Genomic DNA, 26,710 nt, shown 5'->3' with positions numbered 1-26,710 from the left:
TCCCGCCCGCTGGGCGGGAGGATATTTTTGTTCCACCCTGCCAATGCTGAAAAACAGGGGAACGCGCGGTTCACGGCGGGCAGAAATTGGAAGCAAAACCTTGAAAAGAGAGGCCAAAAAGAGTAAGATAGCAATATGTATATTTTAAATGGGGGACCCGGCCCTCGCCAAGAAAATATACAACGAATCACCCGACAAAACGTGAAAGAGGTGGGTTTGAATGGCCCTGAGCATGACCGGCTACGGCCGCGCCGAGGCGCTGGTGAACGGCCGTGACATCACGGTGGAAATCAAAAGCGTCAATTCCCGCTATTTTGAGTATTCCGCCCGCATCCCCCGCAGCTGCGCCTATATGGACGACAAGCTGAAAAAGCGCCTGAGCGCCGCCGTCAGCCGGGGCAAGGTGGAACTGAGCCTCCAGATGCAGACGGTGAGCGCGCCGGACGTGACGGTGCAGGTGAATATGCCGCTGGCAAAAAGCTACGCCGCGGCGCTGGATGCCATCCGCGCCGAGACGGGCGTGCCGGGCGATGTGACCGCCGGCCTGCTGGCCCGGTTCCCCGACGTGCTGGCCGTGCGCCATGCCAATGTGGACGAGGAGGCCCTGTGGCAGGATGTGGCCGGCGTGTGCGACGCCGCGCTCCACAACTTCATCGCCATGCGGGCGGTGGAGGGCGAAAAACTGAAGGCGGACGTGCTGGGCCGCCTTGCCGTCATTGAGAAGACAGTGGGCAAAATCGAGGAGGGCAGCGCGCAGCGGGTGGAGGCATATACCCAAAAACTCTACGCCCGCCTCCAGACCATCCTGCAGGACCAGAACATCGACCAGGGGCGCATCCTCACCGAGGCGGCCATTTTTGCCGACAAGACCGCCGTGGACGAGGAGACGGTGCGCCTGCGCAGCCACATCGCCCAGTACCGGGAGATCCTGGAGACCGACGGCCCGGTGGGCCGCAAGCTGGATTTCCTCACCCAGGAGCTCAACCGGGAGACCAACACCATCGGCTCCAAGTGCCAGGACCTTGCCATCACCCGCATGGTGGTGGACACCAAGGCCGAGATCGAGAAGATCCGCGAACAGATCCAGAACATCGAGTGACGAAAGGGGAGGGGAAGGTATGAAACTCATCAACATCGGCTTCGGCAACATGGTCAACGCCAGCCGCCTGATCGCCATCGTCAGCCCCGAGAGCGCCCCCATCAAGCGCATCGTGCAGGAGGCCCGGGACAAGGGCGCCCTGATCGACGCCACCTACGGCCGGCGCACCCGCGCGGTCATCATCATGGATTCCGACCACGTCATCCTCTCGGCGGTGCAGCCCGAGACGGTGGCCAACCGCCTGACGGTGGAAGACGTGGAGGACGACGAGGAGATGGACAATGAATAACGAACAGTATCTGGTGGTGGTGTCCGGGCCTTCCGGCTCCGGCAAGGACACGGTGGTCTCCCGGCTGATGCAGCAGCACCCGGAGATCGAAATTTCCGTCTCCGCCACCACCCGCGACAAGCGCCCCGGCGAGCAGGAGGGGGTCAACTACTACTACCTCACCGTGCCCGCCTTTGAAAAGAAGATCGCCGACGGCGAGATCCTGGAGTACACCCAGTACTGCGGCAACTACTACGGCACCCCGAAATCCGAGGTGGACAAGCGCATTGCCGCCCACACCACCGTCATCCTGGTGATCGAGGTGGTGGGCGCCACCAACATCAAGCGCCTCTACCCCGGGGCCACCACCATCTTCATCCAGCCCCCCAGCTACGCCGAGCTGGAGGAGCGGCTGCGCCACCGCGGCACCGAGAGCGAGCAGGCCATCCAGAGCCGCCTTGCCCGGGCGGTGGAGGAGATGGGCTACGCCTCGGATTACGACGAGGTGGTGGTCAACGACGACGTGGACCGCTGCGCCGACGAGGTCTACCGGCTCATTCAGGAGCATCAGCATACATAAATAAGAAAAAGGGGGAACGTGGCTTTGTTGCAGACCGTTCAAGTGGCAGTCAGCGGGGCCACCTTCCACTTTGACAAGCTTTATACCTATCTGCTGCCGCCCCGGCTGGACGGGGCGGTGTTCGTGGGCAGCATGGTGCTGGTGCCCTTCGGAAAGGGCAACAAGCCCCGCACCGGCGTGGTGCTGGCCCTGGGAGAAGTGGAGGAGGCCGGCCGCTGCAAGGAACTGTTCGACGCCGCCCCCGAGGAGGCCCGCCTCACCGACGAACTGCTGGGCCTCGTTCATTTTTTGAAGGAGCGCACCTTCTGCACCTGGTACGAGGCGGTGCGGGCCATCATCCCCTACGGGGCCCAGTACCGCCCGGCGAGCACCGAGAACGGCCCCCGGCTGCAAAAGCAGCTGCAGCGCCACACAGAACCCTTGTATGAACTGGCCGGGCCGCTGCCCGAAAAGCCCAAACCCACCGAAAAGCAGAAGGCGGCGGCCGCGGCGCTGGAAAACGGCCCGCTGCCCGCCTCCGCGCTGGCGGAGATGGGCCTCTCCCGCGCGGTGCTGGATAACCTCTGCGAAAAGGGCGTGCTGCGCAAAGGCCAGGTGGACAAGACCGTGGACCTCTACGCCGGCATCCCCCGCTCGGAGGAGCCGGTGGTGCTCAGCGAGGACCAGCAGAAGGTCTTTGCGGGCCTGGCGGCGCAGATGGAGAGCGGCAGGGCTTCGGCGGCGCTGCTTTACGGCGTCACCGCCAGCGGCAAGACGCTGGTGTTTTTAAAACTCATCCAGCGCTGCCTGGAACTGGGGCGCACCGCCCTGGTCCTGGTGCCGGAGATCAGCCTCACCCCCCAGATGATCCGCCGCCTCAAGGCCAGCTTCGGCGAGCGGGTGGCGGTGCAGCACTCCGCCCTCAGCCACACCGAGCGCCTGTTGCAGTGGCGGATGATCCAGACCGGCGGGGCCGACATCGTGGTGGGCACCCGCAGCGCGGTGTTCGCGCCGCTGACGAACCTGGGCCTTGTCGTGGTGGACGAGGAGCAGGAGCACACCTACCAGTCGGAGAGCGCCCCCCGCTTTGACGCGCGGCAGGTGGCCAAGCGCCGCGCGGCCGACCATAACGCGCTGGTGCTCTTCGCCAGCGCCACCCCCAGTGTGGAGAGTTACCAGGCCGCGCTGGAAGGGCGCTACACCCTTTATAAACTCAAAAAACGCTATGCCAGCCAGCCGCTGCCCACCGTGGAACTGGTGGACATGCGCGCCGAACTGGCGGCGGGCAACCCCGCCAGCATCAGCGCGCCGCTGGCCGGGCACATCCGCGAAACGCTGGCGGCAAAGCGGCAGACCATCCTGCTGCTCAACCGCCGGGGTTACCGCACGGTGGGCATGTGCACCCAGTGCGGCAAGGCGGTGAAGTGCGGCAGCTGCAGCGTGCCCATGGTCTACCACAAGGCCGAGCACAAGCTGCTGTGCCACTACTGCGGCCACACCATCTCCCCGGTGCCCACGGTGTGCCCCGCGTGCGGCGGCAAGCTGCGCTACACCGGCTTCGGCACACAGCGGGTGGAGGAGGAACTGGCCGAATTGTTCCCCGAGGCGCGGGTGCTGCGCATGGACCAGGACTCCACCGGCCAGAAGAACGCCCACGACCGGATGCTGGCCCGTTTCGCCGCCGGCGACTACGATATCATGCTGGGCACACAGATGGTGGCCAAGGGCCTGGATTTTGAAAAGGTCACCCTGGTGGGGGTGCTGGGGGTGGACAGCCTGCTCTTCTCCCAGGGCTTTCGGGCTTATGAGAACGTGTTCAGCCTGGTCACCCAGGTGATCGGCCGGGGCGGCCGGGCCAGCGAGCCGGGCCATGCGGTCATTCAGACGGTGGACCCCCAGAACCCGGTGCTGAACCTGGCGGCCTCCCAGAACTACGAGGCCTTTTTCGCCCAGGAGATCGCCTTCCGGAAAATGTGCCTCTACCCGCCTTTCTGCGCGGTGTGCATCGCCGCCTTCAGCGGCGAAAAGGACGGCGAGACCCTGGCCGCCGCCGCCCGCTTCGGCGCGCTGCTCACCGACCGGGCAAAGCAGCAGCCGAAGATGCCGCTGCGCCTTTTGGGCCCCGCGCCCATGAACGTGGTCCTCATCAAGGACCGCTACCGCTACAAACTCACCATCAAATGCCGCAACGACAAAGCCTTCCGGGCGCTGCTGGCGGACGTGATGCAGGATTATGCCGCCGCGGGGCTGCCCGCGAAGGCGGCCGTGACGCTGGATTTCAATTCCGACGGGGATTAAACCGCCCCGCCGCAACAAAAAGGAGCAACGAACTATGGCACTTCGCACCATCGTACAGGACGGCGACCCCATTCTGAAAAAGGTCTGCCGCCCGGTCACAAGCTTTGACGGACGTCTCGCCACCCTGCTGGACGACATGAAGGAGACCCTGCTGGACGCCGGCGGCCTGGGCCTCGCCGGGCCTCAGGTGGGGGTCATGCGGCGGCTGTTCATCGCGCTGGATGAGCGGGACCTGCCGGAGGACGGCACCGTGCCCGAGGGCTACGAGCCCAAATTCATCGAGTGCGTCAACCCGGAGATCATCGAGCAGTCGGAGGACACGGTCACCCTCTACGAGGGGTGCCTGTCCTTCCCGGGGCACAACGGGGCCATCGCCCGCCCCCGCAAGGTGAAGATCCGCGCCCAGGACCGCCACGGCGACACCTTTGAGATGGAGGCCGAGGAGATGCTGGCCCGGTGCTTCTGCCACGAGACCAACCACCTGGACGGCATCACCATCATGGACCTGGCCGATCATTTCTATGAAGACGACTACCCCGACGAGGCGGAGGAAGACTGATGCGCATTCTCTTTATGGGCACGCCGGACATCGCGGCGGCCAGCCTCGCGGCCATTCTGGAGGCGGGGCACCAGGTCTGCGGCGTGTTCACCCGGCAGGATAAGCCGGTGGGCCGCAAGCAGGTGCTCACCGCACCGCCGGTGAAGGTGCTGGCTGAGAGCAAAGGCATCCCCGTCTACCAGCCCCGCACCCTGCGGGACGAGGCGGTGCAGGCGGATATCCGCGCCCTTGCCCCCGAGCTGATTGTGGTGGTGGCCTACGGGCGCATCCTGCCCCCCGAGGTGCTGGAGGTGCCGCCCCTGGGTTGCATCAACCTGCATGTGTCGCTGCTGCCCAAATACCGGGGCGCGGCGCCGGTGCAGTGGGCGGTGATCAACGGCGACGCCGAGACCGGCGTCTCCATCATGTATCTGGACGAGGGCCTGGACACCGGCGACATCCTCACCGTCGCCCCGGTGGCCATCGGCCCCGAGGAGACCAGCGGCGAGCTGTTCCAGCGCATCACCGCCCAGGGCGCGAAGACGCTGGTGGACACCATCGCCGCCATCGGGCGGGGCGAAGTGACCCGCACCCCCCAGGACCACAGCAAAGCCACCCAGGCGCCGCCTCTCACCAAGGAGATGGCCCGCTTTGACTTCACCCGCCCGGCCGCGGAGCTTCACAACCTGGTGCGGGGCATGAACCCCTGGCCCGTCGCCTTCTTTGAGGAGGAGGGCAAGAAGATAAAAGTCCTCCAAAGCCGGGTGGCCGCGGGCAGCGGCGCGCCGGGCCGGGTGCTGACCCTTTCGCCTTTGACCGTCGCCTGCGGCGAGGGCGCGCTGGAACTCACCGAAGTGGTGCCGGAGGGCAAAAAGCCCATGGCCGGGTCGGCCTGGGCGGCCGGCCGCCGCCTCAAGCCCGGCGATACCCTGTAAGACAAGGAGCATTGACCATGGACAACGCCCGCCGCACGGCGGCCCTCGCCCTCGTGAAACAGGAGCAGAACGGCTATTCCAACCTGGTGCTGGCCGCCGCGCTGGAACGGCAGGCCCTTTCGCCCCAGGACAAGGCCTTTGTGAGCGCCTTGTTCTACGGCGTCACCGAGAGGCTGCTCACCCTGGACTGGGCGCTGGGCCGGTGCTTTGCAAAGCCCCTGCAAAAGCTGGACGCCCCGGTGCGCGCGGTGCTGCGCTGCGGCCTCTACGAGGCAAAGTATATGCGCACCCCGGTGCCGGCGGCGGTGAACGCGGCGGTGGACCTCTGCCGCCAGCTGAAAAAGGCCAGCGCGGCGGGCCTTGTGAACGCGGTGCTGCGCCGGGCCGTGGGGCTGGACGCCGACCGCGCCCATTTTGCCCGCCGGGCAGAGGAGCTGTCGGTGCGCTACTCGGTGGGTCTGCCCATCGTGGAGTTGCTTTTGGAGCAGTACCCGGACAAGGCCGAGCGGATGCTGGCCTCCTTCTTTGAAAAGCCGCCGGTCACCCTGCGGTGCAACACCCTGCGCACAACGCCGGAAGAACTGTGCGCAAAGCTGGAGCAAGAGGGCGTCAAAGCCCGGCCGCTGGCGCTGCCCGGCGCGGTGGAGGCGGAATTTTCCGGCAGCCCCGCCGCCACCCGCGCCTTTGCCGACGGGCTTTACCATGTGCAGGGCCTGGCCAGCCAGACGGCGGCCCTCTGCCTGGAGGCGCGGCCCGGCGAGACGGTGCTGGACCTCTGCGCCGCCCCCGGCGGCAAAACGCTGCTGCTGGCCCAGCAGATGGGGGACAGAGGCCGCCTTCTCAGCTTTGACGCGGCGAAAAACCGGCTGTCCCTCATCGAAACGGCGGCGCGCCGGTGCGGCCTTTCCTGCGTCACGGTGGGGCAGGGGGACGCCTCGGTCTATGATCCGGCGCTGGCCGGAGCCGACCGGGTGCTCTGCGATGTGCCCTGTTCCGGCCTTGGCATCATCGCCAAGAAGCCGGACATCCGCTATAAATCCCTGGAGGGAGCAGAAGACCTGCACGCCCTCCAGTTGAAAATTCTCACCAACGCCGCCCGTTATGTAAAGGAAGGCGGGCGCCTGGTCTACTCCACCTGCACGATGGACGAGAGGGAAAACCAGCAGGCGGTGCGCGCCTTTTTGGAACACGCGCCAAAGTTCCGCCTCGCGCCGCCGCCGGTGGTGCTGGAGGGCGCGCTGGTGCGGGATAACATGCAGACCATGCTGCCCGGCTATGCCGGTTCCGACGGCTTTTTTGTCGCGGTGCTGGACCGGGCCTGACCACCCGGGTATGGAAACGAACGAGGGTTTGTGATACAATGAGCAAGAACTGTATATCCTCCTATACGCCCGAGGGGCTGGCGGCGCTGATGAAGGAACTGGGGCAGCCCGCCTTCCGGGCAAAACAGATCTTTCACTGGCTGCACCAGAAGCTGGTCACGGATTTCTCCGCCATGACCGACCAGCCCAAGGCCCTGCTGGCAAAGCTGGAAGAGGGATACTATATCGCCGCCCCCGCCATCGCGCGGCGGCAGCAGTCCAAGGACGGCACGGTGAAGTATCTGTTCGCTTTGGCGGACGGCAACTGCATCGAGACGGTCATCATGCGCTATCACTACGGCGTCACCGCCTGCGTGTCCACCCAGGTGGGCTGCCGGATGGGCTGCCGCTTCTGCGCCTCCACCCAGGCGGGCCGGGTGCGGAATCTGGAGGCGGGGGAGATCGCGGCCCAGATCTACACCGCCCAGAAGGACATCGGCGAGCGCATCAGCCACATCGTGCTCATGGGCATCGGCGAGCCGCTGGACAACTTCGACAACGTGATGGATTTTCTCACCATCATTTCCTGCCCCGACGGGGTGAACATCGGCATGCGCAACATCAGCCTGTCCACCTGCGGCATCGTGCCCATGATCGACAGGCTGGCGGAGAAAAAATTGCAGCTCACCCTCTCCATCTCGCTCCACGCACCCAACGATGAGATGCGCAGCAAGATGATGCCGGTGAACGACGCCTACCCGGTGGCCCAGCTCATCGCCGCCTGCCGGCGCTACCAGCAGACCACCGGCCGGCGGGTGAGTTTTGAATATTCCATGGTGCGGGGCGTCAACGACAGCCCCGCCACCGCGCGGGAACTGGCTTCGCTCATCCGGGGCATGGGGGCCCATGTGAACCTCATCCCCATCAACCCGGTGGACGGCAGCCCCTATTCCGCCACCGACGCCGAAAATGTCAAGCGCTTTCAGGCGCTGCTCACCGAACTCGGGGTGAACGCCACCGTTCGCCGCCGGCTGGGCAGCGACATCAGCGCCGCCTGCGGCCAGCTGCGCCGGGAAGAGGCGGCAAAGGAGGGAAGGGTATGAAACTGGCGGGCAAGACCGACAAGGGCGGCTACCGCGCCGAAAATCAGGACAACTACCGCGCCGCGCGCCTTCCCGACGACACGGTGTGGGCCGTGGTGTGCGACGGCATGGGCGGCGCGGCCGCAGGGCGGCTTGCCAGCCAGGTGGCCACCGACGCCCTGGAGGACTGCTTCGCCGAGGGCCTGGCAGACCTGCCCGAGGGCGGCGAACAGGCACTGTTGGCCCGGTGCATCGCCCAGGCCAACCGGGCGGTGTACGATGAATCGCTGAAGGACCCCGCCAACCGGGGCATGGGCACCACCGCCGTCTGCGTGCTGGTGCGCCAGGGCACGGTGCATGTGGCCCATGTGGGCGACTCACGGGCCTATCTGTGCCGTCCGGGGGAACTGGTGCAGCTCACGGTGGATCACACCATGGTGCAGCAGATGGTGGAGAGCGGCCAGCTCACCAGCCAGCAGGCCGCCTGCCATCCCCACAAGAACCTCATCACCAAGGCCTTGGGCGTGGAGCCCCAGGTGGAAGGGGACTACACCAGCGCCCCGGTCAAACAGGGCGACGTGCTGCTGCTGTGTTCCGACGGCCTGTCCGGGGCGGTGCCGGCGGAGCAGTTGCAGGACATCCTGGAGCACACCCCCTTCTTCATCACCCCCCGCAAGCTGGTGGAGCGGGCCCTGGCCGACGGCAGCCAGGACAACGTCACCGCCCTGCTGGTCGGGGTGGAACCCACGGAGGACTGAAATGGACGAACTGATCGGCAAAAAACTGGAAGGCCGCTACCTGCTGGAAAGCCTGGTGGGCGTGGGCGGCATGGCCAACGTCTATAAGGGAAAAGACCTGAAGACCGATACCGTGGTGGCGGTGAAGATCCTGCGGGAGGAGTTCAGCCAGAACACCGAACTGGTGCGCCGGTTCAAGAACGAATCCAAGGCCATCTCCATCCTGGATCACCCCAACATCGTCAAGGTGTACGACGTGTCGGTCACCGACCGGCTCCAGTTCATCGTGATGGAATACATCGACGGCATCACCCTGAAGGAGTATATGAACCGCCGGGGCGGGCCCCTCACCTGGAAAGAGGTGGTCCACTTCTGCCAGCAGATCCTGGACGCGCTGGACCACGCCCACCAGAAGGGGGTCGTCCACCGGGACATCAAACCCCAGAACATCATGCTGCTGGCGGACGGCCGGGTCAAGATCATGGACTTCGGCATCGCCCGCTTCTCCCGGGCGGAGTACCAGGACACCAGCGAAAAGGCCATCGGCTCGGTGCACTACATCAGCCCCGAGCAGGCCAAGGGCGACGTCACCGACGCCAAAGCGGACATCTACTCCATGGGCGTGATGATGTACGAGATGCTCTCGGGCAAGTTGCCCTTTGAGTCGAACAGCGCGGTGTCCGTGGCCATCAAGCAGATCGCCGACACCGCCGTGCCCCTGGGCGAGGTGGCGCCGGATGTGCCCAAAGCCCTGCAGGACATCACCGCCCGGGCCATGGCGAAGGACCCGGCGCGGCGCTACCCCAGCGCCCGGGCCATGCTCAACGACCTGGAGGAGTTCAAAAAGAACCCCAGCATCCGGTTCGAGTACGAATATCTCACAGAGGATTCGCCAGAGAGGTATATAGACAAGGTGGTTAAACAGACAAATCCCGGCCCGTCGGGCCGCAGGGCTCCCGCCCGGGGGGGCCGCAAACCGGCAGGTGCTCCCGCCAACAAGGACAGCCGGCAGCCGGCCAAACCCCGCCGCAAGCGCAGGGTGGGGGTGCTGCCCATCCTGGCCGGCATGGCCACGGCCTTTGCTTTGGGCAGCGCGATCCTGTGCACCCTCATCTTCGCCAACTCCACCAACCCGCTGTTCAGCAGCAAGGAGGACGTGGAACTGCCCGATTTCACCGGCATGCAGTGGGAGACGGTGAAGGCGGAGTATTCCGGCCAGCTGACTCTGGTGGCCGAACAGGAGTACAGCGATAAATATGAGGCGGGGGTCATCTACTACCAGTCGCCCCGCGGGCCCCGCACCGTCAAGGAGGGCCAGAAGGTCACCGTCAAGGTGAGCCTGGGCACCCTGTATGTGAACGTGCCCGACGTGAGCCAGTGGAAGATCGCCGACGCGGAGCAGGAGCTGAAGGACCTGGGCCTGCAGGTGCGCCGGATGATCGTGGAGGATGACACCCTGGCCGAGGGCACCGTCATCCGCACCGAGCCCGCGGCGGGCGAGAGCATCGCCAGCGGCGAGACGGTGTCGGTGTATGTGAGCCAGAAGAAGATCGACACCGAGACCACCGTGCCGCCGGTGAAGGGCATCTCCCTGGAGGACGCCCAGAAGGCCCTGACCAACAACAACCTGGTGGTCGGCGTTGTCACCGAGGCTTACAGCAGCGACTACGCGGCGGGCGTGGTCATCGACTCCGCCCCGGTGGAGGGCGCCACCGTCAAGGTGTACTCCCAGGTGGGGCTGGTGGTCTCCATGGGTCCCGAACCCACGCCGGAGCCCACGCCGGAACCCACGCCGGAGCCCACCCCCGTTCCCACGCCCTCTCCGGTACCCACTCCGGTCCTGCCCACTCCGGCACCCGCCACTCCGGTGCCGCCCACCGCGGTGCCGCCCACTGCCGTGCCGCCGGCCACCACGCCGGACAACGGGGCCGCTGCCGGCGGCGCCCAGAACGGCCAGCCGGCAGCCGGCACCACCTGATCATCCGCAGAAAACGAAGAGGAGTTTTATGCCTGAGGGATATATCACAAAGGGCATCGGCGGCTTTTACTATGTAAACGCCGAGGACCGCGTGCTGGAATGCAAAGCAAAGGGCATCTTCCGCAAAAAGAACATCACCCCCGTGGCGGGGGACAAGGTCACGGTGGAGGAGGAGGCCGGCAGCTGGGTCATCGCCGACATCCTGCCCCGCAAAAATGTCTTTGTGCGCCCGCCCATCGCCAACCTGGACGTGCTGTTCATCGTGGCCAGCACCACCCAGCCCACCCCCAGCACCCTGGTGCTGGACAAACTCTCCGCCATCGCGGTGGACAAGGGCGTGCAGCCGGTGCTGGTCATCACCAAGAGCGATTTGGCGGGTGCAGAAAAGCTGAAAAACGCCTACGCCCTCTCCGGCCTGCCGGTGATCGTGGCCGACCATGTGTCCGGCGAGGGCCTTGGCGAGATCCGGGGCTGGATCGAGGGGCGGCTGTGCGCCTTCTGCGGCAACTCCGGCGTGGGCAAGAGCACCCTGCTCAACGCCCTGCTGCCCGCCCTCACCCGCCAGACCGGAGCCATCAGCCAGAAGCTGGGCCGGGGCCGGCACACCACCCGGGAGGTGGAGATCTTCGAGGCCTTCGGGGGCCTGGTGGCCGACACCCCCGGCTTTGCCAGCCTGGACACCGGCCGCGCCTGCTATATCCCCAAGGAGAACCTGCAATACGCCTTCCCGGAGTTTGAACCCTACATCCCCCGGTGCCGCTTCACCGGCTGCTCCCACCGCAGCGAGGCGGGCTGCGCCGTGCGCGCGGCGGTGGAGGCGGGCCAGATCGGCCCCACCCGCTACGAGAGTTATCTTGCCATGTACGACGAGGTGAAGGACATCAAGGACTGGGAAGTGCGCTGAGCATTGCACCCAAAAGGCCGGGCCCCGCCCCGGCCTTTTTTCATCCAAAGGAGGGCGGCCATGTCACGCTGTGTCATCATTGGAGCCGGGCCGGTGGAGCCGGAACAGAAAACCCTGTTTTTGCCCGGCGATTATATCATCGCCTGCGACGCGGGCTATCAAAACGCCCGGGCGCTGGGGGTCACACCCGATCTGATCGTGGGGGATTTTGACTCCGCCCCCCGCCCGCAGGGAAAAAATCTTGTGGTGCTGCCCGCGGAGAAGGACGACACCGACACCCACTACGCCGCCCGGCTGGCGGCGGAAAAGGGGTTTGGAGAGGCCCTCATCCTGGGGGTGCTGGGCGGCGCGCGGCTGGACCACAGCCTCGCCGCCATCGCCGCCGGTCTCTGGCTGGCAAAGCAGGGCGCGGAGGTGACCATCGCCGGGCGGGGAGCGGTGCTGCGCTATGTGCTGCCCGGCCGGCCGGCGCGGGTGGAGCACGATGCGGCGGCCTATTTTTCCCTTTTCCCGCTGGAGGGCGCGGTCGAAGGGGTGTGCATCACCGGGGCAAAATACCCCCTGCAAAACGCCCGCCTGGTGCCGGACGCTACGCTGGGCGCCAGCAACGAGACGCTGCCAGGCGGCGCCGAGGTGCGGCTGCAAACGGGCAGCCTGCTGCTGGTGCGCGCGCCAAAATGAGCCTTTTGAGGGAAAAAACACGCCCTGTGCACATTTTCCGCCCCCACAGGATATAATGGCGTATCCACACAAAAGTGCCATTGAAAAGGGGGATGCGCCATGCAGGTGGTCGTGGTCAAAAGTCCGAAGTGTCTTGCGGGGCTCTTGCGCGCCTTGTTCAAGATCAAAAAAGAGGGGTGAACGCCCCCGTCAGGGCAGCGCCCGCGCGCCGGTGAAAACCGGCGCGCGGGCGCTGCCTTGTTTGTCCCGTTTCGCGGCATATGCCCCCCGCGACGTGAATATACATGTGTCAGAACACGCGAAAGGGGCGAAACAATGGAACTCAAGGTGTTTAGAGATACCTTATCCACCATGGGCAGCCTGTGGGAGACCAAGGCCGAGCTGCCCATTGAAACGGAACTTCTCATCCCGGACTATCTGCCGCAGGTCTTCAAGATCGTCAAGTGTTTTGTCTATCCGGTCACCCTGCAAAAGCAGGTGGTACCCGGCCGCCTCACGGTGGAGGGCTATCTGCGCTGTGTGGTCTACTACCAGGCCGAGGAGGAGCAGAGCCTGTGCCAGATCGAGCAGAAGATCCCCTTCACCCGGGCGATGGACCTGCCGGAAGGGGAGCATCAGGGCTATTCGGTCATGGTCAGCGGCGAGGTGGAATATCTCAACTGCCGGGCGGTGAACCAGCGCCGGGTGGACGTGCGGGGCGCCTATGCCCTGGCGGCGCAGGTGTGCGCCCAGAGCGAGCAGGAGGTCATCACCGCCCTGGCGGACTGCGGCGCGGAGCAGAAACTCATACCCGTCAACGGGCTGCGCACGGTGGCGAACCTGGATAAGCTGCTCACCGCCGAGGAGGAGGTGCCTCTGTCCGGCCAGGTGCAGGCGGTGATCGACATTTCCGGCGTGGGCCAGGTGGACGAGGTCAAGGTCATCACCGGCAAGGCGGTGGTCAAGGGCCGCATCCAGGTGGCGCTGACCTACCGCAGCCAGCCGGGCTACCAGCTGGAAACGGTGGAACAGGCGGTGCCCTTCAACCAGATCATTGACCTGGACAGCGCCCCCGAGGACGCCACCGCCTTCGCGGAGGTGGAGATGATCGGCTGCACCCTCACCGCGGCGGCGGGGCAGGAGGGAGCCAGCACCCTCACCGTCACCGCCATGCTGCATCTGCGCATGGTGCGCCAGGTGGAGTGCTATGTGGTCAGCGACGCCTTCTCCACCCAGTACAGCGCCGACGTCACCTACAAGACCGTCACCGCCGAGCAGCTGGCCGAGACGCTGAACCGCACGGTGGAGGCCACCGCCTCCGGCACCCTGCCGGACGAGGGCGCCCGGCTGATCGGCTGCCTGGTCACGCTGCATCCCCTGGAGTGGGTGGCGGCGGAGGGCGGCGGCGTCAGCCTGGGAGGGCGTGCGTGCGCCCATGTGCTGTGCATGAATTCCCTGGGCGAGATCGACTGCTACGACAAAACCTTCGACTACCAGCTGCCCGACGTCTGGCCCGGCACCGCCGACCAGTACCGCGCCGAGTGCTGGCCGGTGGTGGTGGCGGCCCAGCCGGTGATCAGCGGCGGCGAGGTGACGGTGCGCGTCTCCGTCCGGGTGCGGGGCCTGGTGTTCCGCCGCACCAAGGAGACGGTGGTGGACACCATCGCCTGCGAAACCGCGCTGGAGAACCCCGAGCCGGACGTGGCCCTGCGCATCTGCTACGCCGCGGCGGGGGAGAACATCTTCGACATCGCCAAGCACTACCATGTGCCCCCGGCGGCCATGATGAAACTGAATCACCTGGAGGACCTGCAGCTGGCCGCGCCGGCCCGGCTGCTGGTGCCCATGACCGTTTGAAAGGAGGTCGGCGTATGGAAAGCAGCAACGTGTACAAGGACATCGCGGCCCGCACCGGCGGCGACATCTACATCGGCGTGGTGGGCCCGGTGCGCACCGGCAAGAGCACCTTTGTGAAGAAGTTCATGGAGGAACTCATCCTGCCCCGGCTCACCGTGCCCGCGGTCAAGACCCGCGCCCGGGACGAACTGCCCCAGTCGGCGGCGGGGCGCACCATCATGACCACCGAGCCCAAGTTCATCCCCGAAACGGCGGTGACGGTGGAACTGGAGGGCGGCGGCAGCTTCAACGCCCGCCTCATCGACTGCGTGGGCTACATGGTGGAGGGGGCCATGGGCCACGAGGAGAACGACAAGCCCCGCATGGTCAAGAGCCCCTGGTTTGAGGAGGAGGTGCCCTTCGATGTGGCCGCCGAAACGGGCACCCGCAAGGTCATCCGGGATCACTCTACCATCGGCCTCGTCATCACCACCGACGGCTCCATCAGCGATATCCCCCGGGAAAAGTACAAGGACGCCGAGCAGCGTGTCATCACGGAACTTTGCCAGATCCACAAGCCCTTTGTCATCCTGCTCAACTGCGTGGAGCCGGACAGCGCCTCCGCCCGCCAGCTGGCGCAGCAGATGGAGGAGGAGTATGGCCACACGGTGCTGCCGGTGAGCTGCGTGGACCTGGACGCGGCGGTCATCGACCGCATCCTGCAGAGTGTGCTCTACGAGTTCGATGTGAAGGAGATCGCCTTCGCCATGCCCCGGTGGATCACCATGCTGGAACCGGACCACTGGCTGCAGAGCGCGGTGTACACCGCAGCCCAGAACTACGCCGCCTCCATCAGCCAGATGAAGGATGTGGCCGAGGGGACCGCCGCGCTGCAGTGCGAGTATCTCAAGAGCGCCCGGGTGCGCAGCATGCAGCTGGCCACCGGCAAGGTCACCATGGAACTGGAACTGGAGCCGGACATCTTCTACCGGGTGTTGGGCGAGACCACCGGCCTGGAAATTTGCGACGAGGCCAGCCTGATGCCCTGCATTATCGGTCTTGCCAAGGCCAAGCGGGAGTACGAGAAGATCCGCAGCGCCATCGAGCAGGTGGAGGCCACCGGCTACGGCATCGTGATGCCCACCCTGAACGAACTGCACCTGGAGGAGCCGGAGATCGTGCGCCAGGGCGGGCGCTACGGCGTGCGCCTCAAGGCCAGCGCCCCCTCCATCCACCTGCTCAAGGCCACCATCCACACCGAAATCTCGCCCATCGTGGGCTCCGAGCGCCAGAGCGAGGAGCTGGTGATGAGCCTGCTGCAGGACTTCGAGCAGGACCCCATCAAGATCTGGGAGTCCAACATCTTCGGCAAGAGCCTGCACGAACTGGTGAACGAGGGGCTGCAGAACAAGCTGCTGCACATGCCCCAGGAGGCCCGCGCCCGCCTGCAGGAAACGCTGGAGCGGGTGATCAACGAGGGCTGCTCCGGCCTCATCTGCATCATCCTGTGAACGGCCTTGCCCGTCACGCCCGCTTCGCGACAAGCAGGAGGACCGCCCCCCGGGCGGCCCTCCTGCTTTGTCGTTCGCGGCGGGCCTTGCGTCCCGGGCGTCGTTGATGGTACAATCAGGGCGAAGGAAGGAGGCGAGAGGATGGAGAGCTTTTTCTGGGATTACCGCCTGAACGCGGAGTTCCCCTTTTCGGTGCTGGAATACACCGTGACCGACAGCCTTGACCGCGGCGCGCCCCGGCTGCACTGGCACAATTACTGTGAGCTGGGGGTGTGCACGGCGGGGTCGGGCGCCTTTTACTTTGAGGACCGCCGCTACGACTACCGCGCCGGCGACCTCTTCCTGGCCAACGACCTGGAGCGCCACGGCACGGCGCGCACCCCCGGCGAGGACACCCGCTTCCGGCATCTGTTCCGGCAGGAGATGCACATGAGTTTTCAGGAGTATGTGAGCAACCTGCGCTATCTGGAGGCCCGGCGGCTCATCGCCTCCACGGGGATGCCCATCGCCGCCGCGGTGCGGGAGGCCGGCTTTTCCAACCCCTATTATTTTTACAAAATGTTCCAGAAAACGGAGGGGATCACCCCCAGCGCCTGGCGCGCCACGCTCCGGGGCGCGCAGCAAGAACAGCCGGATCTGATATAAATGAAGTCGCTTTTGACATTTCCTGTCTTTTAGGGAAGATATACAATAAAAACAGAAGCTGTGCTCGTTTGCACATTTTTTTGTATATCTTGCAGGAAAAGGAGCGATCTTCATGCCGCACTATGAACATCTGTTTACGCCCATCCGGATCGGCAATATGACGGTGCCCAACCGCATCTGCCATGTGCCCACCGACGTCAGCTCCTCCAACGCCGACGGTTCGGTGAGCGAGCGGGATATCCATCATCACAGCGAGATCGCCAAGGGCGGCGCGGGCCTCATCATCGTGGGCGCCACCTCGCCGGACGGCAAGACCGGCCGCCCCACCGTGACCGGCCTCGTGGCGGACAGCGACACCTTCATCCCCGGCCTGGCCCGCCTTGCCGAGGGGATGCACAAGTACGGCGCGAAATGCGTGGTGCAGCTGCAGCATCCCGGCCGTCAGTGCGCCGTGCCCCGCTACAACACCATGTCCGCCACGGACATGGTGGTCAAGCTGCCCTGGAGCGCCGGCCACGAGATCGTCTATGAGAACGCCGAGGAGAAGGGCAAGCCCGTGCGCGCCATGACCACCGAGGAAGTGGTGGATATGGTGGACAAATTCTCCGAGGCCGCCTGGCGTGTCAAGCAGGCGGGGTTCGACGGCGTGGAGCTGCACGCCGCCCACGGATATCTGATCTCCCAGTTCATGTCCCCCTATCTCAACAAGCGCATCGACCGCTGGGGCGGCAGCTTTGAGAACCGGATGCGCTTCCCGCTGGCCATCATCTCCTCCATCCAGAAAAAGTGCGGCAAGGATTTCCCCATCCTGGTGCGCTATTCGGTGGACGAATGGGTGGAGGGCGGCCGCGAACTGGAGGAGAGCGTGCGCATGGCCGTGGAGTTCGAACAGGCCGGCGTGGCCGCGCTGGACCTGAGCCAGTGCATCCAGGAGAGCCCCGGCGCGGGCTTTGACCCCATGTACTATCCCGAGGGCTGGACGGTGTACGCCTCCCAGGCGGTGAAGAAGGCGGTCTCCATCCCGGTGATCAACAGCCACACCTTCCGCAACCCCGACTACTGCGATCAGCTGGTGGCCAACGGCGACACCGACATGATCGGCCTGGCCCGGCAGCTGCTGTGCGATCCCTACTGGCCGATGAAGGCCTATATGGGCAAGCCCGAGCAGATCCGCCGCTGCATCTCCTGCCTCACCGGCTGCTGGCAGGAGAGCATGATGGCAAAGAAGGAGATCGGCTGCGCCATCAACCCCGCCTGCGGGCATATGGAGTTCGACGACCTCCAGCCCGCCGCCACGCCCCTGAAGGTGGGCATCGTGGGCGGCGGCCCCGCCGGCATGGAGGCGGCCCGCATCGCCACCGTCCGCGGGCACAAGGTCACCCTGTTCGAGAAGACGGGTGAGCTGGGCGGCGCGATCCTGGGCTGCTGCATGGCCCCCGGCAAGGAGAAGATGAAGTGGTACGCCGACTGGATCCGCGGCCAGATCAAGGATCTGAATGTGGACGTCCGGCTGCACACCAGCCCCACCGTGGAGCAGCTGAAGGAGTTCGACGTGGTGCTCAACGCCACCGGCGCGGTGAGTTATGTGCCCGAGTGCATCGGCGCCGAGCGGGTGGTGCCCTTTGAGCAGGCCATCGCCTGCCCCAAGGTGAACTGTCCGTTCCATCCGGGCGACCGCAAGATGCGCCGGACCGGCGAAAAGGTGCTGGTCTGGGGGCGACCACTACGCCGCCGCCGACACCGCCGCCGCGCTGGCGGGCATGGGCAAGGACGTGACCATCGTCACCGACAAAAAGGAGTTCGGCGCCAGCGTGGAGGTCATCCATATGTATGTGCTGCGCAAGCGCTTTGCCCAGACGGACGCCGAGGCGCTGCACAGCGAGCCCTTCAAGTACCCCGTCAAGGTGTACGAGAACAGCACGGTGTACAGCGTCGAGGAGGGCAAGGTGGTGCTGATGGACAGAAACTTCCGGCGCACCGAACTTGCCATTGATGACGTCATCACCTGCAACACCCGGTCCAACACGGAGCTGTTCGACCAGCTGCGGGCGGCCGGTGTGCCGGTGGTGAACGCGGGCGACAGCAAGTCTCCCCGCAACCTGCATGCCGCGGTGATGGAGGGCGCCACCTTCGGCCTGAAGCTGGAGGAGAGCGTGCTCATGAACCCCAACCACAGCGTAGTGGACGATCTGCCCGCCGACGTGCGCGGCCAGCTCATGCGCTGAGCGGTTTGCCCGAGGAATAAGGCAGTGCGCTGAAGGAAAAAAACGGGATCCGGTCCGGCGGGAAAAGCCGGGCCGGGTCCCGTTTCTTCTGCCGCGCCCGCGCCCGGGAACGACGGTTTTCGCGCCCGCAAACGGGCAGACTATAAAATGTGGATTGATTCTGCGGCCCGGATGTTGTAAAATATAACAAAAGAGTAAAGAAAACTGTGTCCCGCGCGGCTGGGCGCGCCCGCTGTGCGACGCTTTTCCATCGGTCCCGCGGCAGGGGACAAATGCAAAAGAATTGGTGATGGTTTTGGGCAAAACCTTTTCCCGGCTGCTCAGCCGGTTCCGAAAACAAATACTGATCGCCTTCGACATACTGGTGCTCTCCCTGGCCTACATCGCGCCCTGGGTGCTCATCAACGGCCGGGCCGATTACCAGAGATACGCCAGCCTGCTTGTTGCCAGCTGGTTTTTGTTTGTCAGCTGTTTTGAGATCGTCTATGGCCTCATGGGGATGTACGACAGCCTCTGGCGCTATGCCGAGATCGTGGAGTTCTTCCGGCTGTGCGTGGCGTCGGTCATCGCGGTGGCGCTGTTTGTGGTGTCGTCGCTGTTCATTTTTAACGACACCCAGGTGCCGCGGTCGGTCTACTTCCTCAGCGCCCTGTTCGCGGTGGCGCTCACGCTGTACTCCCGCCTGACCTATCGAATGTACCGCAACGTCAAGCTGGGGCGGCAGGGCAAGCGGCAGGCGCGGCGCACCCTGCTCATCGGCGCGGGCGACGCCGCCAGCACCCTGCTGCACGAGCAGTACAAGGCTTCCAACCCCGAGATGAACATCATCTGCTGTGTGGACGACGCGCCCGAAAAGCAGGGCCGCTACATCATGGGCGTGCAGATCATGGGCACCACCGAGGACATCCCCGAACTGGTGGAGCGCTGCGAGATCGAGACCATCCTGCTGGCCATCCCCACCATGAGCGAGGAAAACCGCCGGCGGGTGCTTTCCATCTGCAACCGTACCAAGTGCAACGTGAAGATCCTGCCGGACATCGTCAAGATGATCACCGACGGCAAGGATCTTGCCAGCCGCATCCGCGACGTGAAGGTGGAGGACCTGCTGGGCCGGGACGAAGTCCAGCTGTCCAGCCTGATCACCCAGTTCGTAGGCGGCAAGCGGATCATGGTCACCGGCGGCGGCGGTTCCATCGGCTCGGAACTCTGCCGCCAGATCGCCAGCTGCAAGCCCGCGATGCTCATCATCGTGGACATCTACGAGAACAACGCCTACGCCATCCAGCAGGAGCTGCGCCGCAAATACGGCGACGGGCTGAAGCTGGAGGTGCTCATCGCTTCGGTGCGCGACTCCCGCAAGATGGACGCGCTGTTCAGCCGCCTGCGCCCGCAGGTGGTGTTCCACGCGGCGGCTCACAAGCATGTGCCCCTGATGGAGGACAGCCCCGAGGAAGCGGTGAAGAACAACGTGTTCGGCACCTACAACGTGGCGGTGTCCGCCGACAAGTACGGGGCCGAGCGGTTTGTGCTCATCTCCACCGACAAGGCGGTGAACCCCACCAACGTGATGGGCGCCACCAAGCGCCTGTGCGAGATGGTGGTGCAGGCCATGGCCCAGCGCAGCAAGACCAGCTTTGCCGCCGTGCGCTTCGGCAACGTGCTGGGCTCCAACGGGTCGGTCATCCCCCTGTTCAAGGACCAGATCGCCGCGGGCGGCCCGGTCACCGTCACCCACCCGGACATCGTGCGCTATTTCATGACCATCTCCGAGGCGGTGAGCCTGGTGCTGGAGGCCGGCGCCATGGCCAACGGCGGCGAGATCTTCGTGCTGGACATGGGCAAGCCCATGCGCATCCTGGACCTGGCGGAGAACCTCATCAAACTCTCCGGCTTCATCCCCTACAAGGACATCCAGATCGTGTTCACCGGCCTGCGCCCCGGCGAAAAACTCTACGAGGAGATGCTGATGGACGAGGAGGGCCTGCGCAAGACCGACAACCGCAAGATTTACATCGGCGCGCCGCTGAAGATGAACAACCAGACCTTCTTCGACCACCTGATGACCTTGAAGCAGATCGCCTACAGCAACAACAGCGAAAATCTGGTGCAGGCACTCACCGACATGGTGCCTACCTTCCGCCACCGGCGGGACGAGACCAGCATGGGGGAGGGCTGACACGGTGTACAAGCGATTCGGCAAACGCGCGCTGGACCTGGTGTGCAGCGGCCTGGCCATCGTCTGCCTCTCGCCGGTGCTGGCGGTCATCGCCCTGTGGGTCAAGGCATCCTCGCCGGGGCCGGTGCTCTTTACCCAAAAGAGGGTGGGCAGGGGCAAGACCTTTTTCCGCATCTATAAGTTCCGCACCATGCGCATCGACACCCCCCACGACATGCCCACCCACCTGCTGGAAAACCCCGACGCCTTCATCACCAGCGCGGGGCGTTTCCTGCGCCGCACCAGTCTGGACGAACTGCCCCAGATCTTCAACATTTTTCTGGGCCAGATGAGCGTGGTGGGGCCGCGGCCCGCGCTCTGGAACCAGGACGACCTGGTGGCCGAGCGGGACAAATACGGTGCCAACGACTGTGTGCCGGGCCTCACCGGCTACGCCCAGGTGCACGGACGGGACGAACTGCCCATCCCGGTAAAGGCCGAGCTGGACGGCTATTACGCAAAAAACCTCTCTTTCGGGCTGGATGTGAAGATCTTCTTTCGCACCATCGGCAGCGTGCTGCACCACGAGGGCGTGGTGGAGGGCAAGCAGCCCGATCAAGGGCAGGACCCCTGAATGAAACAAGCGGCGCCCATTGAGCAGACAATGCTCAATGGGCGCCGCTTTTTGTAGATTGGTGTCACCGCCGCCCGCAGGTCAGGGCTTTTCCTCCTCGCCCGGCGTGGCGAGGGAGCCCAGCACCAGGGCGTAGAGGTCGCTGCCGTGCTCGATGAAGGAATGTTTCGCCATCTCGGCGGTCATGGCGTCGGGCAGCAGCACCTCCAGCGCGAACAGCCGGCTGCCCATCTCGGAGATGGAGCAGCGCACCACATAGCCGTCGCCGGTCTTTTCCACCTCGGCCTTGTGCTGGGCCGCCTTGCGCGCCCACTGCTGGGCCCGCACCGCCGCCCGCACCGCCGCCTCCCGCACCGTGCGGGGCAAAAGGTCGATGCTGAGTTCGTCCGCCACCGCCAGGCCCTTGGGGGTGATGGACCAGCCGCCCGCCTCGTCCACGGTGGCAAGGCCGTTCTCCTCCAGGTCCGCCAGGCCCGCGCTCAGTTCAAAATAATTCACCAGCTGCTCGCCCAGCAGCGCCTGCTCGATCTCCGGGCGGGTGAGGGGCGCCATGGGGGAAACCGTCTTGATCAGATAGCACAGCAGGATGCGGACCTCGGTGTTCTCCGTCAGCCCGCCCGGCTTCACGCCGAAGGTAAAGGCACTTCCGGCCATCTTCTCACTTCCTTTTCGGGGTATTCCAGAAATCATTATAATGAAAAGTTTGCGCTTTTACAAGGCCGCCGCGGTAAAATCCGTCTCGATGCGCTTTTTGCTGCCCGGCGTGGAGTAGACCCAGTGTTCCAGCCGCCCTTCGGTGACAAAGTACCGGGGGGCGAAAAAGAGCGGGCCCGCCAGTTCCCGGTTCACGATCACCAGTTTGATCTTCATCTTGTCGGGCAGGATACTTTTGATGAACACGCTCACCGGCTGGCCCGGCCGCAGCCCTTCGCAGCGCTCCGCCAGCCCGGCAAGGTTGGGGGCCAGCTCGATGAACACGCCGTAGCTCTCCACGCTGCGCACCAGCCCCACCACCGTCTCGCCCGCCCGGAAGCGGTCGGCGTTCTCCTGCCAGGTGCCCAGCAGTTCCCGCAGCGTCAGCACCAGCCGGCCCTGCACATCCCGGCTTTTGACCGCGCAGGTCAGCGTCTGGCCCACCGCCACCCGGTCCGCCGGGCTCTGGATGCGGGACACCGACATACAGTCGATGGGCAGCAGGGCACTGATGCCGCAGCCCACATCGCAGAAGGCGCCGAAACTCTCCAGATGGGTCACCGCGCAGGGCAGAAGGTCGCCGGGCGCCAGGGCGTCCAGATAGTTTGCCCGGCACTCCTCCTGGGCCAGCCGGCGGGAGAGCAGATAGGCGCCGCCGGCCTCCCCGGGCAGGGCAAGGATGCGAAAGCAGGTGGGCCGCCCCACCCGCGTCAGCAGCGCCACATCCCGCACCGCGCCCTGGGCCACGCCGGCGGCGCACTCGTCGTGGGGCATCCGGGCGGGATGGCCCGCCAGCTCGAACACCAGCTGCCGGTCCCGGTCAAAGGCCAGCGCCGTGCTCTCCAGAATGCTGCCGGCGGCAAACGCCTCGGCCAGCTGAGCCTCGCTCAGCCGCCGCGCGTCCCGGCCCTTGCCCTCGGGGGTATATTCCACCATCGTTTCCATCCTCACTTTGTCTGGTTTTGTCCGCGCTGCGCCGCAAAACAGCCCGCGGCGCGCGTTTTTAAAAAATATATGCGGCCGGGGCGGGGGATATTTGCAAAAACGATGCAAAGGTATATAATATTAAATTGCACCCGCCTGCAAGCGGGCGGTGTAAAGAAAAACGCGAGGGAGGGGCAGCCAGTGGATGTGCGTGTGGGCGATCAGATCCTGACGAAGAAACCGCACCCCTGCGGCGCGGCCTGCTTTGACGTGCTGCGGGTGGGCATGGATTTCAAGATCCGCTGCACCGGCTGCGGGCGGGAGATCATGCTCCCCCGGGCCAAGATCGAGAAGAACATCAAAAAGATCCTGCGCCCCGGCGAGGCGTAGCGGGCCTGTTTCGCATCGGCAAAACGCGAAACAGGAAGGAGCAGATCCATGCTGGAACAGCTGCGCAGGGTGCGCCGCCGCTACGAAGAGGTGAACCTCTCGCTGCAGGATGCGGCCATCCTGGCCGACGGCGGGCGATATGCCGCGCTGATGAAGGAATACAAGCGCCTCACCCCGCTGATGGAGGCGCTGGACGAGTACGAGCGGGCGTGCAAGGCGTGCGCCGAGGCCCGCGGCCTGCTGGAGGAGGGGGGCCTGGAACCGGAGTTCCGGGAGATGGCCCAGGAGGAACTGGCCGAAAACCGCAAACGGCAGGAGGCGCTGGAGGAAAAGCTGCGCCTTCTGCTGCTGCCCCGGGACGAAAACGACGACCGGAATGTCATTCTGGAAATCCGCAGCGGGGCGGGCGGCGAGGAGGCCGCCCTCTTCGCCGCGAGCCTCTGGCGGATGTACAGCATGTACGCCGCCGCCCGGGGCTGGAAGTGCGAGGTGCTCAGCCTCAGCGAGACCGAACTGGGCGGCGTGAAGGAGATCAGCGTGTCGGTGCAGGGGGATGGCGCTTACAGCCGCCTCAAGTACGAGAGCGGCGTGCATCGGGTGCAGCGGGTGCCCGAGACCGAGACGCAGGGGCGCATCCACACCTCCACCGTCACGGTGGCGGTGATGCCCGAGGCCGATGAGGTGGATGTGCAGCTGGACCCGGCCGACCTGAAGATCGACACCTTCCGCTCCTCCGGCGCGGGCGGTCAGCATGTGAACAAGACCTCCAGCGCCATCCGGGTGACCCACCTGCCCACCGGCATGGTGGTGGAATGCCAGGATGAGCGCAGCCAGTACAAAAACAAGGACAAAGCCCTCAAGGTGCTGCGCAGCCGTCTGCTGGCCCAAAAGCAGCAGGCCCAAAAGGACGCCATCGACGCCGACCGGCGCAGTCAGGTGGGCACGGGCGACCGCTCGGAGCGCATCCGCACCTACAACTTTCCCCAGGGGCGCGTCACCAATCACCGCATCGGCCTGACCCTCTACAAGCTTGACAGTGTGATGAACGGCGCGCTGGATGAGGTGCTGGACGCCCTCATCACCGCCGACCAGACCCGGCGGCTGCAGGCCGCCCAGGAGAGGGACGAAACACCATGAAAACCATTCTGACACAGGCCGACGAGGCCTCGGTGAACAAGGCAGCCGACCTGCTGCGCGCGGGCGAGATCGTGGCCATCCCCACCGAAACGGTCTACGGCATCGCCGCCAGCGCCTATGACGGCGCGGCGGTCAAAAAGATCTTCGAGGCCAAGGGCCGCCCCCAGGATAACCCCCTCATCGTGCACATCGACCGGATGGAGATGCTGGAAGGGCTGGTGGCATCCGTGCCCGAGGGCGCAAGGGCGCTGGCCGAGGCCTTCTGGCCCGGCCCCCTCACCATCATCATGCCCCGGGGCCCCAAGGTGGCGGACGAGGTCTGCGCCGGGCTGGACACGGTGGCCATCCGGATGCCCAGTCACCCGGTGGCCCAGGCGGTCATTGCCGCCAGCGGCCTGCCCCTGGCGGCGCCCTCGGCCAACCGCTCCGGCGGGCCCAGCCCCACCATCGCCCAGGACGTGATGGCGGACATGGACGGCCGCCTGCCCCTCATCCTGGACGGCGGCGCCTGCGGCGTGGGGGTGGAGTCCACCGTCGTCACCCTGGCGGGGGACGAACCCACCCTGCTGCGGCCGGGCTTCGTCACCAAAGAGCAGCTGGAACAGGTGCTGGGCCGGGAGGTGGCGCTGGCGGGCGCGGTGCTCCACAAGCTGAAGGAAGGGGAGACCGCCCGCAGCCCCGGCATGAAATACAAGCACTACGCCCCCAAGGCCCATGTGACCATCCTGCGGGGCGGGTTTGAGGCTTACCGCGCCTATGTGAGCGCCCACGCCGGCCCCGGCGTCTGGGCCCTCTGCTTTGACGGCGAGGGCGAACGGCTGCCGGTCCCCTCGGTGTGCTACGGCGCGAAAGAGGACGACGCGGCCCAGGCCCGGGAACTGTTCAGCGCCCTGCGCCGCCTGGACGAGAAAGGCGCCCAAACCGTCTATGCCCGCTGCCCCTATGTGGACGGCGTGGGCCTGGCCGTCTACAACCGGCTGGTGCGGGCGGCGGCGTTTGAGGTGGTGGAGCTGTGAAGATCATCGGCATCACCGGCCGCTCGGGCAGCGGCAAGAGCGCGGTTTCGGCGCTCTACCGGCAGCTGGGCTACACCGTGGCGGACGCCGACCGGGTGGCCCGGCAGGTGCTGGAGCCCGGCTCGCCCTGCCTCGCAAAGCTGGCGGCGGCCTTTGGCCCTGATGCATTCACGGCCCAGGGAGCGGTGGACCGGCAGAAGCTGGCGGCCCGGGCCTTCCGGGACGAGACGTCCACGCAAACATTGATCGACATCACCCACCCGGAGATCGTTGCCCGCCTGCTGGCCGCCGCCGACGAGGCGAAGAGCAGGGGAGAGACCCTCTTCTTCGTGGACGGCGCGGTCATCGTGGGCGCGCCCTTTGAAAAATACTGCGACGCCATCTGGCTGGTGAGCGCGCCCTACGAACAGAGCGTGGCGCGCATCCGCAAGCGGGATGGCCTCACCCTGCGGCAGGCCCGCGCCCGGCTGGCGGCCCAGCTGCCCGTCCGCGCGCTGCGCAAGGTCGCGGCGCGGGAGATCCGCAACGACAAAGATCTGGAACATCTGCGCAGCCAGGCCGTAGCGGCGCTGGAACAGGAGAAAGGTGGTGCATGAGTGACCAGGAAGATCGCAAAGAGAATCGTGTGGCTGGCCGTGTTCGCGGCGGTCATTGTACTGGCCGTGTTGGGCCTGCGGGAGGGATTGCACCGGTTGGATCTGGTGCGCTACCCCCTGAAATATACCGATTATGTGGAGGCCGCCGCCGCTGAAAACGGGGTGGACCCTCTTCTGATCTACGCGGTGATCCGCACCGAGAGCGGTTTTGACCCCGCCGCCGAGTCCGGCGTGGGGGCCCGGGGCCTGATGCAGATCACCGAGGTCACCTTCGACTGGATCAAAAGCAAAATAGCCGCCGACGAGGACCTCACGTTTGACGATCTCTACGACCCGGCAGTGAACATCCGCTTCGGCGTTTACTATTTTTCCGCCTGCCTGGAGCGGTATCACGGAGACGTGTCCACCGCGGCGGCGGCTTATCACAGCGGGTGGGGCACGGTGGACGGGTTGCTGGAAAGCAGCGACTACACCGCCGACGGGCATATCCTGCACACCTTCCCTTATCAGCAAATGGGCCTGTATGTGACCAAGATCACCCGGGCCTATGAACGATATCAGGCCTTGTATGAGGACTGAAGAAAGCGAG

General features: G+C 65.4%; 27 protein-coding genes. 25 read left to right on the top strand and 2 right to left on the bottom strand.

Translation table 11 applies throughout. The annotated features are described in order from the left end of the window. Positions 1-220: 220 nt before the first annotated feature. The 20 genes from ACH2A7_RS00385 (at position 221) to ACH2A7_RS00290 (ending at position 21,365) form a co-directional block, all read left to right on the top strand. Positions 221-1,099, top strand: a complete 879-nt coding sequence (locus tag ACH2A7_RS00385; RefSeq protein WP_394958941.1) for a YicC/YloC family endoribonuclease — start codon at positions 221-223, stop codon at positions 1,097-1,099. A 19-nt stretch (positions 1,100-1,118) separates the two neighbouring features. Next, on the top strand, positions 1,119-1,388 hold the full coding sequence (gene remA / locus ACH2A7_RS00380; protein WP_394958939.1) for an extracellular matrix/biofilm regulator RemA: 270 nt from the start codon (positions 1,119-1,121) through the stop codon (positions 1,386-1,388). After that, positions 1,381-1,947: a guanylate kinase gene (gene gmk, locus ACH2A7_RS00375; protein WP_394958937.1), complete on the top strand. Its 567-nt coding sequence runs from the start codon at positions 1,381-1,383 to the stop codon at positions 1,945-1,947. The genes remA and gmk overlap by 8 nt, the downstream gene beginning before the upstream one ends. Before the next feature lie 18 nt (positions 1,948-1,965). Beyond that, complete coding sequence (priA, locus tag ACH2A7_RS00370; RefSeq protein WP_394958935.1) at positions 1,966-4,224, top strand: primosomal protein N'; 2,259 nt, start codon at positions 1,966-1,968, stop codon at positions 4,222-4,224. Between the two features lie 34 nt (positions 4,225-4,258). Further along, positions 4,259-4,783, top strand: a complete 525-nt coding sequence (gene def, locus ACH2A7_RS00365; protein WP_394958933.1) for a peptide deformylase — start codon at positions 4,259-4,261, stop codon at positions 4,781-4,783. Continuing rightward, positions 4,783-5,697, top strand: a complete 915-nt coding sequence (fmt, locus tag ACH2A7_RS00360; protein WP_394958931.1) for a methionyl-tRNA formyltransferase — start codon at positions 4,783-4,785, stop codon at positions 5,695-5,697. The genes def and fmt overlap by 1 nt, the downstream gene beginning before the upstream one ends. Positions 5,698-5,714: 17 nt before the next feature. After that, positions 5,715-7,019 (top strand): 16S rRNA (cytosine(967)-C(5))-methyltransferase RsmB, encoded by a 1,305-nt coding sequence (gene rsmB, locus ACH2A7_RS00355; protein ID WP_394958929.1) that lies wholly within the window; start codon positions 5,715-5,717, stop codon positions 7,017-7,019. A gap of 38 nt (positions 7,020-7,057) precedes the next feature. After that, complete coding sequence (gene rlmN, locus ACH2A7_RS00350) at positions 7,058-8,101, top strand: 23S rRNA (adenine(2503)-C(2))-methyltransferase RlmN (protein ID WP_394958927.1); 1,044 nt, start codon at positions 7,058-7,060, stop codon at positions 8,099-8,101. Then, positions 8,098-8,838, top strand: a complete 741-nt coding sequence (locus tag ACH2A7_RS00345) for a Stp1/IreP family PP2C-type Ser/Thr phosphatase (RefSeq protein ID WP_394958925.1) — start codon at positions 8,098-8,100, stop codon at positions 8,836-8,838. Before rlmN ends, ACH2A7_RS00345 begins: the two co-directional genes overlap by 4 nt. 1 nt (position 8,839) lies before the next feature. After that, positions 8,840-10,795, top strand: coding sequence for a Stk1 family PASTA domain-containing Ser/Thr kinase (gene pknB / locus ACH2A7_RS00340; RefSeq protein WP_394958923.1), 1,956 nt, complete (start codon positions 8,840-8,842; stop codon positions 10,793-10,795). 28 nt (positions 10,796-10,823) lie between these two features. Next, on the top strand, positions 10,824-11,699 hold the full coding sequence (gene rsgA / locus ACH2A7_RS00335; protein ID WP_394958921.1) for a ribosome small subunit-dependent GTPase A: 876 nt from the start codon (positions 10,824-10,826) through the stop codon (positions 11,697-11,699). A 60-nt stretch (positions 11,700-11,759) separates the two neighbouring features. Further along, complete coding sequence (locus tag ACH2A7_RS00330; RefSeq protein ID WP_394958919.1) at positions 11,760-12,380, top strand: thiamine diphosphokinase; 621 nt, start codon at positions 11,760-11,762, stop codon at positions 12,378-12,380. 99 nt (positions 12,381-12,479) lie between these two features. Then, entirely contained in the window at positions 12,480-12,560 is an 81-nt protein-coding gene (spoVM, locus tag ACH2A7_RS00325) for a stage V sporulation protein SpoVM (RefSeq protein ID WP_394959305.1), read from the top strand. 135 nt (positions 12,561-12,695) lie between these two features. After that, positions 12,696-14,216, top strand: coding sequence for an SPOCS domain-containing protein (locus tag ACH2A7_RS00320; protein ID WP_394958917.1), 1,521 nt, complete (start codon positions 12,696-12,698; stop codon positions 14,214-14,216). 14 nt (positions 14,217-14,230) lie between these two features. After that, positions 14,231-15,706 (top strand): stage IV sporulation protein A, encoded by a 1,476-nt coding sequence (spoIVA, locus tag ACH2A7_RS00315; RefSeq protein ID WP_394958915.1) that lies wholly within the window; start codon positions 14,231-14,233, stop codon positions 15,704-15,706. Positions 15,707-15,847: 141 nt separating this feature from the next. Further along, positions 15,848-16,351, top strand: a complete 504-nt coding sequence (locus tag ACH2A7_RS00310; RefSeq protein ID WP_394958913.1) for an AraC family transcriptional regulator — start codon at positions 15,848-15,850, stop codon at positions 16,349-16,351. A gap of 112 nt (positions 16,352-16,463) precedes the next feature. Next, positions 16,464-18,344, top strand: a complete 1,881-nt coding sequence (locus ACH2A7_RS00305) for an FAD-dependent oxidoreductase (protein ID WP_394958911.1) — start codon at positions 16,464-16,466, stop codon at positions 18,342-18,344. Further along, positions 18,301-18,576, top strand: coding sequence for a hypothetical protein (locus ACH2A7_RS00300; RefSeq protein WP_394958909.1), 276 nt, complete (start codon positions 18,301-18,303; stop codon positions 18,574-18,576). Before ACH2A7_RS00305 ends, ACH2A7_RS00300 begins: the two co-directional genes overlap by 44 nt. A 289-nt stretch (positions 18,577-18,865) precedes the next feature. Continuing rightward, the gene (locus tag ACH2A7_RS00295; RefSeq protein ID WP_394958907.1) at positions 18,866-20,752 is read left to right on the top strand and encodes a polysaccharide biosynthesis protein; all 1,887 of its coding nucleotides are present in this window, start codon (positions 18,866-18,868) and stop codon (positions 20,750-20,752) included. A gap of 4 nt (positions 20,753-20,756) precedes the next feature. After that, the gene (locus ACH2A7_RS00290) at positions 20,757-21,365 is read left to right on the top strand and encodes a sugar transferase (protein ID WP_394958906.1); all 609 of its coding nucleotides are present in this window, start codon (positions 20,757-20,759) and stop codon (positions 21,363-21,365) included. 81 nt (positions 21,366-21,446) lie between these two features. Here ACH2A7_RS00290 and ACH2A7_RS00285 read toward each other — a convergent pair whose 3' ends face one another. After that, positions 21,447-22,019 (bottom strand): DUF4364 family protein, encoded by a 573-nt coding sequence (locus tag ACH2A7_RS00285; protein WP_394958904.1) that lies wholly within the window; start codon positions 22,017-22,019, stop codon positions 21,447-21,449. A gap of 57 nt (positions 22,020-22,076) precedes the next feature. After that, complete coding sequence (locus tag ACH2A7_RS00280; protein WP_394958902.1) at positions 22,077-22,994, bottom strand: S1 RNA-binding domain-containing protein; 918 nt, start codon at positions 22,992-22,994, stop codon at positions 22,077-22,079. Positions 22,995-23,183: 189 nt separating this feature from the next. Here ACH2A7_RS00280 and ACH2A7_RS00275 point away from each other — a divergent pair, with 189 nt between their 5' ends. From ACH2A7_RS00275 to ACH2A7_RS00255, 5 genes are read left to right on the top strand one after another with little or no spacing between them, the layout of a single operon-like run. Further along, the gene (locus ACH2A7_RS00275; RefSeq protein WP_394958900.1) at positions 23,184-23,372 is read left to right on the top strand and encodes a DUF951 domain-containing protein; all 189 of its coding nucleotides are present in this window, start codon (positions 23,184-23,186) and stop codon (positions 23,370-23,372) included. A 48-nt stretch (positions 23,373-23,420) separates the two neighbouring features. Continuing rightward, positions 23,421-24,509, top strand: coding sequence for a peptide chain release factor 1 (gene prfA, locus ACH2A7_RS00270; RefSeq protein WP_394958898.1), 1,089 nt, complete (start codon positions 23,421-23,423; stop codon positions 24,507-24,509). Further along, positions 24,506-25,525 carry an L-threonylcarbamoyladenylate synthase gene (locus ACH2A7_RS00265; protein WP_394958896.1) on the top strand — a complete coding sequence of 340 codons (1,020 nt, stop codon included), beginning with the start codon at positions 24,506-24,508 and terminating at the stop codon, positions 25,523-25,525. The genes prfA and ACH2A7_RS00265 overlap by 4 nt, the downstream gene beginning before the upstream one ends. Continuing rightward, positions 25,522-26,121: a dephospho-CoA kinase gene (gene coaE / locus ACH2A7_RS00260; RefSeq protein ID WP_394958894.1), complete on the top strand. Its 600-nt coding sequence runs from the start codon at positions 25,522-25,524 to the stop codon at positions 26,119-26,121. The genes ACH2A7_RS00265 and coaE overlap by 4 nt, the downstream gene beginning before the upstream one ends. Then, a complete protein-coding gene (locus ACH2A7_RS00255) occupies positions 26,122-26,700 on the top strand; it encodes a lytic transglycosylase domain-containing protein (protein ID WP_394958892.1) in 579 nt (192 codons plus the stop codon). Positions 26,701-26,710: the final 10 nt, after the last annotated feature.

It is taken from the genome of Candidatus Allofournierella merdavium, assembly GCF_944382735.1.
Lineage (GTDB): Bacteria > Bacillota > Clostridia > Oscillospirales > Ruminococcaceae > Allofournierella_A > Allofournierella_A merdavium.
This window is presented reverse-complemented; position numbering and strand designations above follow the sequence as displayed.

Coding starts and splice junctions, on each gene's coding strand:
- ACH2A7_RS00310 (WP_394958913.1), top strand. CDS start 15,848: ATGGAGAGCTTTTTCTGGGATTACCGCCTGAACGCGGAGTTCCCCTTT.
- remA (WP_394958939.1), top strand. CDS start 1,119: ATGAAACTCATCAACATCGGCTTCGGCAACATGGTCAACGCCAGCCGC.
- ACH2A7_RS00265 (WP_394958896.1), top strand. CDS start 24,506: ATGAAAACCATTCTGACACAGGCCGACGAGGCCTCGGTGAACAAGGCA.
- ACH2A7_RS00285 (WP_394958904.1), bottom strand. CDS start 22,019: ATGGCCGGAAGTGCCTTTACCTTCGGCGTGAAGCCGGGCGGGCTGACG.
- gmk (WP_394958937.1), top strand. CDS start 1,381: ATGAATAACGAACAGTATCTGGTGGTGGTGTCCGGGCCTTCCGGCTCC.
- ACH2A7_RS00345 (WP_394958925.1), top strand. CDS start 8,098: ATGAAACTGGCGGGCAAGACCGACAAGGGCGGCTACCGCGCCGAAAAT.
- pknB (WP_394958923.1), top strand. CDS start 8,840: ATGGACGAACTGATCGGCAAAAAACTGGAAGGCCGCTACCTGCTGGAA.
- rsmB (WP_394958929.1), top strand. CDS start 5,715: ATGGACAACGCCCGCCGCACGGCGGCCCTCGCCCTCGTGAAACAGGAG.
- rsgA (WP_394958921.1), top strand. CDS start 10,824: ATGCCTGAGGGATATATCACAAAGGGCATCGGCGGCTTTTACTATGTA.
- ACH2A7_RS00280 (WP_394958902.1), bottom strand. CDS start 22,994: ATGGTGGAATATACCCCCGAGGGCAAGGGCCGGGACGCGCGGCGGCTG.
- ACH2A7_RS00320 (WP_394958917.1), top strand. CDS start 12,696: ATGGAACTCAAGGTGTTTAGAGATACCTTATCCACCATGGGCAGCCTG.
- ACH2A7_RS00295 (WP_394958907.1), top strand. CDS start 18,866: ATGGTTTTGGGCAAAACCTTTTCCCGGCTGCTCAGCCGGTTCCGAAAA.
- spoVM (WP_394959305.1), top strand. CDS start 12,480: ATGCAGGTGGTCGTGGTCAAAAGTCCGAAGTGTCTTGCGGGGCTCTTG.
- spoIVA (WP_394958915.1), top strand. CDS start 14,231: ATGGAAAGCAGCAACGTGTACAAGGACATCGCGGCCCGCACCGGCGGC.
- fmt (WP_394958931.1), top strand. CDS start 4,783: ATGCGCATTCTCTTTATGGGCACGCCGGACATCGCGGCGGCCAGCCTC.
- ACH2A7_RS00305 (WP_394958911.1), top strand. CDS start 16,464: ATGCCGCACTATGAACATCTGTTTACGCCCATCCGGATCGGCAATATG.
- rlmN (WP_394958927.1), top strand. CDS start 7,058: ATGAGCAAGAACTGTATATCCTCCTATACGCCCGAGGGGCTGGCGGCG.
- ACH2A7_RS00385 (WP_394958941.1), top strand. CDS start 221: ATGGCCCTGAGCATGACCGGCTACGGCCGCGCCGAGGCGCTGGTGAAC.
- prfA (WP_394958898.1), top strand. CDS start 23,421: ATGCTGGAACAGCTGCGCAGGGTGCGCCGCCGCTACGAAGAGGTGAAC.
- ACH2A7_RS00330 (WP_394958919.1), top strand. CDS start 11,760: ATGTCACGCTGTGTCATCATTGGAGCCGGGCCGGTGGAGCCGGAACAG.
- def (WP_394958933.1), top strand. CDS start 4,259: ATGGCACTTCGCACCATCGTACAGGACGGCGACCCCATTCTGAAAAAG.